Annotated in this window: 9 protein-coding genes; 7 read left to right on the top strand and 2 right to left on the bottom strand. The window is 66.1% G+C overall.

Annotation, left to right across the window (positions count from 1 at the left end; genetic code table 11):
- Positions 1–42: 42 nt before the first annotated feature.
- Together AAF604_24410 and AAF604_24405 are read right to left on the bottom strand one after the other, a co-directional pair.
- Positions 43–618, bottom strand: a complete 576-nt coding sequence (locus AAF604_24410) for a hypothetical protein (protein MEM7052827.1) — start codon at positions 616–618, stop codon at positions 43–45.
- A 235-nt stretch (positions 619–853) separates the two neighbouring features.
- Complete coding sequence (locus tag AAF604_24405; GenBank protein MEM7052826.1) at positions 854–1,162, bottom strand: hypothetical protein; 309 nt, start codon at positions 1,160–1,162, stop codon at positions 854–856.
- A 171-nt stretch (positions 1,163–1,333) separates the two neighbouring features.
- Between AAF604_24405 and AAF604_24400 the strand changes: the two genes are divergently transcribed.
- From AAF604_24400 to AAF604_24370, 7 genes are all read left to right on the top strand, one after another.
- Positions 1,334–2,533 carry an ABC transporter substrate-binding protein gene (locus AAF604_24400; protein MEM7052825.1) on the top strand — a complete coding sequence of 400 codons (1,200 nt, stop codon included), beginning with the start codon at positions 1,334–1,336 and terminating at the stop codon, positions 2,531–2,533.
- Between the two features lie 200 nt (positions 2,534–2,733).
- Complete coding sequence (locus AAF604_24395; GenBank protein MEM7052824.1) at positions 2,734–3,537, top strand: ABC transporter permease; 804 nt, start codon at positions 2,734–2,736, stop codon at positions 3,535–3,537.
- Positions 3,534–4,805, top strand: coding sequence for an ABC transporter ATP-binding protein (locus tag AAF604_24390; GenBank protein MEM7052823.1), 1,272 nt, complete (start codon positions 3,534–3,536; stop codon positions 4,803–4,805). Before AAF604_24395 ends, AAF604_24390 begins: the two co-directional genes overlap by 4 nt.
- Before the next feature lie 59 nt (positions 4,806–4,864).
- A complete protein-coding gene (locus AAF604_24385) occupies positions 4,865–6,022 on the top strand; it encodes an ABC transporter substrate-binding protein (protein ID MEM7052822.1) in 1,158 nt (385 codons plus the stop codon).
- Between the two features lie 176 nt (positions 6,023–6,198).
- Entirely contained in the window at positions 6,199–6,480 is a 282-nt protein-coding gene (locus tag AAF604_24380; GenBank protein ID MEM7052821.1) for a DUF3467 domain-containing protein, read from the top strand.
- Positions 6,477–7,097, top strand: coding sequence for a GWxTD domain-containing protein (locus AAF604_24375; GenBank protein ID MEM7052820.1), 621 nt, complete (start codon positions 6,477–6,479; stop codon positions 7,095–7,097). Before AAF604_24380 ends, AAF604_24375 begins: the two co-directional genes overlap by 4 nt.
- Positions 7,098–7,280: 183 nt before the next feature.
- Entirely contained in the window at positions 7,281–9,344 is a 2,064-nt protein-coding gene (locus AAF604_24370) for a M1 family aminopeptidase (GenBank protein MEM7052819.1), read from the top strand.
- Positions 9,345–9,451: the final 107 nt, after the last annotated feature.

Raw genomic sequence — 9,451 nt, 5'->3', positions numbered from 1 at the left:
TTGCACTTCGATAGTTCGATAGCCAGGCTGCCAGAGCCTTGGCTAGCTGGTGCCAGTTTCATTAACCCATAGGCCCTCGCTTACAGTTGAAGATCCTGCTGTGTTAAAGACTGCTTGTGTGACCGACACCGTAGCGAAGCACACGTCGTCCGCCGCGGTGCAGTTGGCCTCCGTCTCCTCGATCTCGATCTCCTGGTAGGTACTCTTCAACTCGAGGATGGTGGTCGTGTTGGCGCCGTAGCACTTGATCGGGCTCGACTGCTTCCAGTACGTCTGGTTCTCGTGAATGTAGTCGTAGCTGAAGTTAGCGAACTGCGAGCCGATCGGCTTGGAGAGGAGGCCGGTGCCGTAGCCGGCGGTCAGGCCGGCACCGACGCCCATACCGAAGCCATTGTAGCTGTTGCTCAGGACTCGGCTTGGCCCTACGTGGCTCTTGTAGTAGAGAGACGTCTTAGGCTTGGCGACCCTGCCGTACACCGACTTCCCGTAGCCGGGCTGGAGTACCTTCTTCGGCGTGGACTTGATGACGCTGGTCTTCTTTTTCGTCGTCGAGCCGGTGAACCACTTCTTTTTCTTTGCCCCTGATGCGGATTGAATGGCTACCGCCAGTAGGACCACCAGAAGAAGAACTGCAAAAAGCAGCTGCTAGCAGGTTGCTGAAAAAGTCCGCCTTGCGGCTTTTCCAGCGCTGCTAGCTGTTTTTTCCGAGAGGGGCTACGCGCCCCTGACTGCGCGTCCCGCTCCGGCCCAAGAAGCGCGGTTCTTGGGCCTCCTCTCCCATCGCGGCGGCCTTGCCGCCGCCGAGCCCTCTCGGGCCCGGGAGCAGGTTGTCGATGAGTTTTTCAGCAACCTGCTAGTCGAGGTCGAAGGGGCGCTGCGGGGGGCCGTCGTCGGGGTCCTCCTCGGCGCGCTTGAGGGCCTCTTTGAACTTTTCTTCGAGCAGGCGGTCGCGGTCCGCCATGGCGGCCTTCTCGCGCTCGAAGACCTCTTCGGCCCGCTCCTTGCCGCGATCGATGCCGGCAAGGAGGTCTTCGAAGGAGGCGCCGCCGGCCGGCGGCCGCTTCGCCGGCCGGTGAGACAGGATCTCGCCGGTGGCGGCGTCGATCACCAGGTCACAGTCGCAGTCGGGGCAGCGCACGTTCAGCTTCTTCGAGTCGCTCATCGCCCCATTCTAAGGCGCTGTGGACGGTTCTCCCAGAGCCCAAGACAAGGCCTCCGAAGGTGCCCCGGCGTGGGTAACGGGATCGGGCCCCGCCTTGACACCCATCGGAGGGCTGCGTTACAAAAAGCTCAGTACCCAGAGGACCATCGAACGACCGGGGTGATTCGAGCTATGACTCGCAAATTCAAGACTTTCCTTGCCTTCTCCGCCGCCGCCCTGATGTTCAGCGCGTGCAATCAGGACAAGCCCGTCAAGATTGGCGCGGTTCTGCCCTTGACCGGGCAGTGGGAGGTGTACGGCGATCCCATCCGCAAGGGCGTCGAGCTGGCCGCCGAACAGCTGGCCCAGGATCCCGCCCAGACGGTTGCGATCGAGCTCGACATCCGCGACTCCGAGAGCAATGCCGAGAATGCCGCCGCCGTCCTCGAGGCGCTCTACGCGGAGGGCGCCTTGGCCGCCGTCGGTGGCGTCACCACCGCGGAGGCTCTGGCGATGATTCCGGTGGTGGACAAGAAGGACCGGGTGCTGATTTCGCCGTCGGCGACCTCGCCACGGCTGACCGGCATTTCGCGAACCTTCTACCGCGTGGCGCCGTCGGACTTCCGCGAAGGCGCCAAGATGGGCAACTACGCGGCCCAGGGGCTGCAGCTCACCAAAGTCGCCATCATCGCCGCCGAGTCGCCCTACGCTCGCGGCATCCAGGACGTCTTCAAGTCCGAGTTCGAGCGCTACGGGGGCGAGGTACCGGGGGTGGTGGAGTACCCCTCCGGGACCACCGAGTTCGAGCCCTTCATCGACGAGGTGCTGGCCTTCGAGCCGCAGGCCGTCTACGTCGCCGACTATGCCTTCGAGATCGCCGGCATCATCTCCGAGATCCGCGACAAGGGCTTCAAGGGCCGCATCCTCACCACTCACGCCCTGAACGCCCCGGGCGTCTTCGAGAATCTCGGCGCCAAGGCCGAGAACGTGCTGCTCACCCAGAGCGTCTTCGACGTCGCCAGCGACGACCCGGCAGTGAAGAACTTCGTCGTCGCCTACCAGGAGAAGTACGGTGAGCTGCCCAACGTCTTCGCGGCCCAGGCCTACGACGCCCTCGGTGTGTTGGCCTCCGCCCTGCAGAATGGTGGTCGCCTGCCGAACGAGTTTCAGAAGGGGATGCGCTCTCTGAGCGATTTCACCGGCGCCAGCGGAGCCATTCAGTTCGACGAGAAGGGTGACGTCGGCAAGTTCCCGCGCGTCTATGCCTTCGAAGGTGGCCAGCTCGTCGACTTCGAGAAGCGCACCAAGGAGCGCCTCGAAGAGCTCAAGAGGCGCATGGAGGAGATCAAGCGGCGCCAGCGCGAGGAGGCTCGCCGCCAGAACACCGGCTAGCCGGAGTCGGTGATTTTCCGGGGGGCCCGACGCGCCCCCCGGCTTCCAGAGCCGCCCTCGGCAACCGCCGGAGGGCGGTTCGAGATTGCGCCCACGAACCTTCGCCGGCACGGCGCCATGCCCACCGCGCCCCGCGCCACCGACCGACCTCCGGTCTCCGCCTCACCGCCCCTTTTCCCGCCGCCCCTCTCCCCACCGCAATGATCCAGCCCGCCCTTCAGCTCTTTCGCCACCGAGGCCTGCTCGCCACCCTGACGGTGCGCGACCTCAAGGCCCGCTACCGCGGCTCGGTGCTGGGATTCTTCTGGTCGCTGGTCAATCCGCTGCTGCTGCTGGCGGTCTACAGCTTCGTCTTCGGCTACGTCTTCCAACGCCCCATCGGCGGCGAGATCGAACCCTACGCCCTCTTCCTGATCACCGGCCTGTTTCCCTGGATCTGGGTCTCGGGATCGCTTCTCGAAGGCACCCTTTCGCTGCTCTCCAACTCCGGCATGCTGCGCAAGGCGGTCTTTCCGGTCGAGATCCTGCCGATGGTGGCGGTGCTCTCGAATCTGGTGCACTTTCTGCTGGCGATTCCGATCCTGCTGGCGGCCCTCGCCATCGGCACCGCCATGGGCCACCAGCTCGGGGGCTGGAGCATGCTGCTGGCGCCGGTCGTGATCCTCCTGCAGCTGCCGATGGTCTCCGGCCTGGTGCTGGCCCTGGCGGCCCTCAACGTCCACTTCAAGGACGTCCGCGACCTGCTCAACAACCTCCTGACGCTACTCTTCTTCCTCGCCCCGATCCTCTACCCGCTGAGCGCGGTGCCGGTTCCGGCGCTGCAGTGGCTGATCCGCCTCAACCCCTTCACCTCCTACACGCTGGCCTATCAGCAGACTCTCTTCGCGGGCACATTTCCGAGCCTCGGCCTGTGGGCCCAGATGGGTTTGACCACCGCGATCTGCTGGATCGCCGGCTGTTGGCTCTTCGATCGCCTGCGGGAGACCCTGGTGGAGGCGGTATGAGCGACGCACCGGCCATCCGGGTCGACGGGGTTTCGAAGCTCTACCGGCGAGTCGCCCCGGGAGCTCACTTCAAGACCCTCAAGAGCGCTTTGCTCGACCGCAGCCTGGTGCGCAACCTGAGCCGTGACGAGGCCATCGCCGCCCTCGACGAGGTGTCCTTCACGGTGCAGCCGGGGGAGGCCTTCGGCATCATCGGCGGCAACGGCTCCGGCAAGTCGACCTTGCTCAAGATCGTCGCCGGCATCCTGCAACCATCCTCCGGCCAGATCACCGTCGACGGTCGCGTCGCCGCCTTGATCGAGCTCGGCGCCGGCTTCCATCCCGAGATCTCAGGGCGCGAGAACATCTTCATCAATGGCGCCATTCTCGGCCTCAGCCGGTCCGAGATCGAGCAGCGCTTCGACGCCATCGTCGAGTTCTCGGGCCTCGAAGACTTCATCGAAGAGCCGGTCAAGAACTACTCCTCGGGCATGTACGTTCGCCTCGGCTTCTCGGTGGCGATCCACACCGATCCCGACATCCTGCTGGTCGACGAAGTGCTCTCCGTCGGCGACGAGGCCTTCTCCCACCGCTGCCTACGGCGCATCGAAGAGTTCCTCGCCACCGGCCGCACGCTGCTCTTCGTCAGTCACTCCCTCGACCTGATGGAGTCCTTGTGCGATCGCATCCTGTGGCTCGAGGGGGGAGTGCCCCAGGGCACCGGCGACCCGCGGCAGATGATCGACGCCTACCGCCAAGCAGTGGCCGAAGAAGACGCCGACCTGCACCGCCAGGAGGCCGAAGAGGAGACTCCCGAATCGGACGACGAGCCCCGCCGTTGGGGCTCGCGCCTGGCGGAGATCACCGCCGTTCGCCTGCGCTCGCCGCAAGCGCAAGAGACCCACCTGGTGACCAGTGGCGACGAGGTCGCCATCGAGCTCGACTTCGAGGCACCGCAGCGGCTCGACGACTTCGTCTTCGGCGTCGCCATCTCGACGCCGCGGGGTGTCGAGTGCTGGGGCACCAACACCGACTTGGCCGGCTACGACCCATCGGTCCTCGAAGGCCGCGGCACGGTGCGGGTGGTTTGCCCCGCCTTGCGCCTAGCGCCCGGCGAGTACTTCCTCGACGTCGCCCTGCACAGCCGCGACGGCGTGCCCTTCGACTACCGTCGCCGAGTCCTCGGCTTCACCGTCACCTCGCCGCAGCGCGGGGTCGGGGTCTACTTCCCCGAGCACCGCTGGGAATTTCCCGCCAGCGTCCACTGGCGATCCAGCAGCGACGAGTAGCCCGCCGGGCTGCGAAGCCGGCGGCCAATCCACTCCCGGCATATCGGAGTATCTTGACCATGAAAGGACGAAAGCTCGTACTCGCTCTGTCTTTGCTTCCCGCCCTGGCCGCCCTCCTCACCACTTCCTGCAGCAGCGATCGCCCGGTACCGATCGGCGTCGTCTTACCCCTCAGCGGCACGGACGCGATGTACGGCGCTCCGATCCTGCGCGGCATCGAGCTCGCCGCCGCCGAGCTCGCGCCGGCCATCACCCTCGAAGTGCTCGACAGCGCCGGCCAGCCCGATCAGGCCGCCCGCCAGCTCGCCGCCGCCTTCGATGCCGGCGCCCCGGCGGCTATCGGCGGCGTGACCACCGCCGAGGCCGAGGCCATGTTGCCGGTGCTCAACGAGCGCGAGCGCATCCTGATCTCGCCGTTCGCTTCCCGCGATCACCTGGCCGCTGACTCGCCGGGGTTCTTCCGTGTCTGCCCGACGGCCTTCCGCGAGGGCACCAAGCTCGCCAATTACGCCACCCAGACCCTCGAGCTGACGCCCCTGGCGAGCCTCGAGATGGGGGCCTCGGACCTGATGGCCGCAATCACCACGGAAGTCACCCGGCAGGGAGCGGAGTTCGTCGCCCAGGAGTCCGCGAGCTCCGAGGAAGACCTCCCGGGGGCCGCCCAGCGGTTGCTCGCCGCTTCACCCCAAGGCATCTTTCTGGCGGTCAACGGGAGCGCCCTCGAAGCCGCCGTCGGGGCCCTCCGGGATGCCGGCTTCGAAGGCTTCATCCTGACCTCGTCGGCCTTCGCCGCACCGCAGCTGGTGCAAGGAGAGCGCACCGAGAAGGTGCTCTTCGCGCGCACCGTCTTCGACCCCGCCGACGACGCTCCGCCGGTGCAGTCCTTCAGCCAGGCCTATCGCGAGCGCTACGGCGAGGACCCCGAGCTGCTGGCGGCCTACGGCTATGACGCCCTCCGCGTTCTCGCCCTCGGGCTGGCCGAGAAAGGGCGCCTGCCGGGCGAGCTGCGCAAGGGAATCCGCGCCCTCGAAGGCACTCCCGGGGTCAGCGGCCCAATGCAGTTCGACGAAAAAGGCAACGCCGCCAAGTTCCCGCGGGTCTACGCCGTGGAGGCTGGTCAGGTGGTCGACTACGAAGACTTTCGGCAGCGTCGACTGAAAGAGCTCCGGGAGCGCTACAATCAGCTTTTGCAGGAGCAAAGCCGCCGCGGCGGCTGAGCCGGCCGGCAGACGCTTCGGAAACGAGGAAGGTCCCTCTCGACACCGGGGCTCGGCCCGCGGCCGGCGGGCTCCCCGACGGGAGCCGCGACGAGAAACCGCGACCAGACGAGAGGCCGACATCTCGACGGCCCGCCCGTTCGCAGGCTCCGCCGAGCCCAGACTGAGAGGTTTCGATGGCCAAGGAGAAGCAAGGTCTCAACGTCAAGATCGACGACGATGAGCTCAAGGGGAGGTACTCGAACCTCCTGCGCATCACCCACACGCGGGAAGAGTTCATCCTCGACTTCATCAATCTGGTGCCGCCGCAGGGCATCGTCACCTCGCGGATCGTCGCCAGCCCGGGACACCTGAAGCGCATCATCGGAGCCCTCGAAGCCAACGTCAAACGCTACGAGGAGAACCACGGCCCGATTCGCGAAGCGCCGCCGCCGGATCTCGAGGGGAGCGTCAACTGAGAGGCCGAGGGATCGCCCTGGCGGTTGCGGCGCTCCTGGTTTTCCTCTCCGTCGCCCCGGCGACGGCCAAGCCGCGCAAGACCCTGCGCAAGTGGTCTCAAGGACCGGTACGCTGGCTTATGCTGCCGGACGAGGAGCGCGCCCTGCGCGAGGTGCGCTCGGACAACGAAGCCGCCGACTTCATTCGCCGCTTCTGGGAACGACGCGATCCCGACACCTCCGACGGCATCAACCCGGCCCAGGAGACCTTCTGGCAGCGGGTCGAAGCCGCCGATCGCCTCTACGAAGAGGACGGCCAACGCGGCAGCTTGACGGTGCGCGGTGGCGTGCTGGTGCTGTTCGGCTCGGCACCGGTCTTCCGTCTGCGCCAGCAGGCGGCACCGGCCCTCACCCCAGCCCGACCGCCGCGCGCCCAGGGCTTCGCCGTCACCCGCATCACCATCGAGGAGTGGGAGTACCACGCCGACGGCCTGCCGCCCTATCTCGCCGCCTTGGTCCGAGATGACGGCTACGAACGGGTGATCTTCAAGTTCCTGATCGAAGAAGATCGCACCCGCTTCGTCGAAGGCGAGGAGTTCCTCGACCTCGCCGCCATCGCCGCGATCAACCATTTCTAAAAGCCGGTCTCCTCTAGGCAACGGACCCGATGGCCATGGCCGATGCCACGGGTTCGACACGCGGTGCAAGGAATTCTCCTTTTTATCGCGTCATAAACTTATGAGGCGTTGAACGCCACAAGCTGACGTCGGCTGCCCGAAGACCGCAGCCGGTGAGACTCAATAAAGATCGAAGGAGAGCTCATGACTCGCTCCCTCTTTGCACTCTCTCTGCTGGTGGTTCTGATGACCGGATCGGCCGCCGCCAGCAGCCTATCGAACACCTTCTACGCGATCGAAGAGCCGGTCGTCGGAGAGCCGTTCCCATGGGGCGACGGGCTCGAGATCGGCCGCGCCAAGATCACCCCGAAGGCAGGCGCCCAGGGGCGCCTGCTGTGGGCCGCCGGCGAGCCGGTGGGAGTCTGGTTGGCAGGCGGCTTCGACCTCCGCTACGCCATCGACGACCGCTTCAGCGCCCAGGTGGCGCGCCGCAACTTCCGTACCGCCTCTTCCCTCGCGCCGCGCGCCGACGGCGATGGGCTGACCGCCGCCATGGCGCTGCAGGGGGCCGTGCTGTGGAGCTGGGACCTCGGCCGCGAGCAGGCCGAGAAGCAGCAAGCCACGGCACCGGAGGAAAGCGCTGGAAGTCTGCCGAGCTGGCTCAGCAAGGCCCTCGAGGATCCGTTCTTCGAATCCCCGGCAGCGAACCTGCTGGCGTTCCGCCACCTCGGACGGCCCGGCGGCCAGGTCGCCCTGCTGCACGGCAGCGAAGACTGGCTCCTGGTGGTCGATCCAGTGGTCGACCGGGAGGAACGGCTCTATCGCCTCGACTCCCTCAACGCTGCCGAGGGCGGCTCGGACTTCAAGGGCAGCTACGTCGGCTACGACCTGGCGGCCCAGCCCATCGGTCGCAACTGGTGGGACCGTCCGCAAGCCCCCTGCGTCACCACCAGCACGCGCTTGACCATCGAGAACCCGGGGGATCGCCTGGTCAAGGTCTCCTCGCGGCTCGAGGTGCAGGCCACCCGAGGCGGCCTCGGCATCTGGCGAGTGAGCCTGCGCAACTGGATGTTCTACGACTCCAAGCAGCACCCGATCACGGTCAGCTCGGTGAAGGTGAACGGCGAGAGCGCCGACTATGTGCACGATCGTGGCGAGCTCTTCATCCGCTTCCCACAACCGCTTTCGGCCGGTCAAACGGCGGTCGTCGAGGTCGAGAACCAGGGCAACATGGCCTATCGTCCGAACAATGACAGCTATTGGTCTCTCGGCACCTGGCCGTGGTACCCACAGCCGCCCCTGAACGGCGAATTCTCACAGCTCGAGATCGAGCTGCGGGTTCCCCAGCCGTTCACCCCCTACGCCTCCGGCAAGACCGTCGAGCGCACCTCCGGGGATGGTTTCTCCCGCGTCAAGACTCGTCTCGACAAGCCGATGCAGTTTCCGGTGGTGGTGGCCGGCAAGTACACCGAGGTCGCCAGCTCGATGAACGGTATCGACGCCTCGGTGGCCGCCTACGCCGGCGGCAAGGAGCGCGCCTCGAAACAGCTCCTGAAGAACTTCCACGCCGCCGCCGACTACTACAGCAAGCTCTTCGGCGTGCCCTTGCCCTTCACCGAGATGAATGTCGTCGAAATCAACTCCTGGGGGTTCGGCCAGGCGCCCCCGGGAGTGATCTTCATCACCCGCGAGGCCTACGACCCGATCGGCAACATCACCAGCCGCTTCTTCTCTCAAGGGGTCAACGAACGCTATGTCCACGAGGTTGCCCATAGCTGGTGGGGCCACGTCATCAAGATGGACTCCCTGGAAGAGCAGTGGCTGACCGAGAGCTTCGCCGAGTACTCCGCGGCCCTCGCCCTGCAGGCGATGCGCGGTGGCGGCAAGAAGGGCCAGCGCGAGTTCGACAAGCTGCTGCGCCAGTGGCAGAGCCGCGCCCGGGAGATCGATGATGGCGGCAGCATCTATCTCGCCAACCGCCTCTCCGGCAAAGAAGACCGCGACTTTCGCGACCGTACGTTCCTGCTCTACGCCAAGGGGCCGCTGGTACTCCACGCCCTGCGGCAGGAGCTCGCCAAGCAATACGGCAGCGCCGAGCAGGGCGACCGCTACTTCTTCGCCTTGCTGCGCACCCTGACCACCAACTTCAACGTCCAGTTCGGCGAAACCCGCCACCTGGTGGGCATCCTCAACGAGATCACCCAGAAGGACTGGCAGCCGTGGTTCGAAAAGTACGTCTACGGCACGGAGATGCCGAAGCTGAAGTGAGGCTGGAGCCGGCGCGGGGTTCTCATACCGCCCCGCCCGGGCGACACCCCCAGCCCACGGAGCGGCCCCCCACAAAGTAGGTGGGCCAGGGCAAGACGAACAAGACC

The sequence above is a fragment of the Acidobacteriota bacterium genome (assembly GCA_039028635.1).
In the GTDB taxonomy this organism is placed as follows: domain Bacteria; phylum Acidobacteriota; class Thermoanaerobaculia; order Multivoradales; family JBCCEF01; genus JBCCEF01.
Note: the sequence above shows the minus strand (reverse complement) of the source record. Positions and strands in the feature narration are given on the sequence as shown.

Excerpts from the sequence above, each read along its gene's own strand:
- AAF604_24405 (MEM7052826.1), bottom strand. The coding sequence starts at position 1,162 with ATGAGCGACTCGAAGAAGCTGAACGTGCGCTGCCCCGACTGCGACTGT.
- AAF604_24400 (MEM7052825.1), top strand. The coding sequence starts at position 1,334 with ATGACTCGCAAATTCAAGACTTTCCTTGCCTTCTCCGCCGCCGCCCTG.
- AAF604_24395 (MEM7052824.1), top strand. The coding sequence starts at position 2,734 with ATGATCCAGCCCGCCCTTCAGCTCTTTCGCCACCGAGGCCTGCTCGCC.
- AAF604_24390 (MEM7052823.1), top strand. The coding sequence starts at position 3,534 with ATGAGCGACGCACCGGCCATCCGGGTCGACGGGGTTTCGAAGCTCTAC.
- AAF604_24385 (MEM7052822.1), top strand. The coding sequence starts at position 4,865 with ATGAAAGGACGAAAGCTCGTACTCGCTCTGTCTTTGCTTCCCGCCCTG.
- AAF604_24380 (MEM7052821.1), top strand. The coding sequence starts at position 6,199 with ATGGCCAAGGAGAAGCAAGGTCTCAACGTCAAGATCGACGACGATGAG.
- AAF604_24370 (MEM7052819.1), top strand. The coding sequence starts at position 7,281 with ATGACTCGCTCCCTCTTTGCACTCTCTCTGCTGGTGGTTCTGATGACC.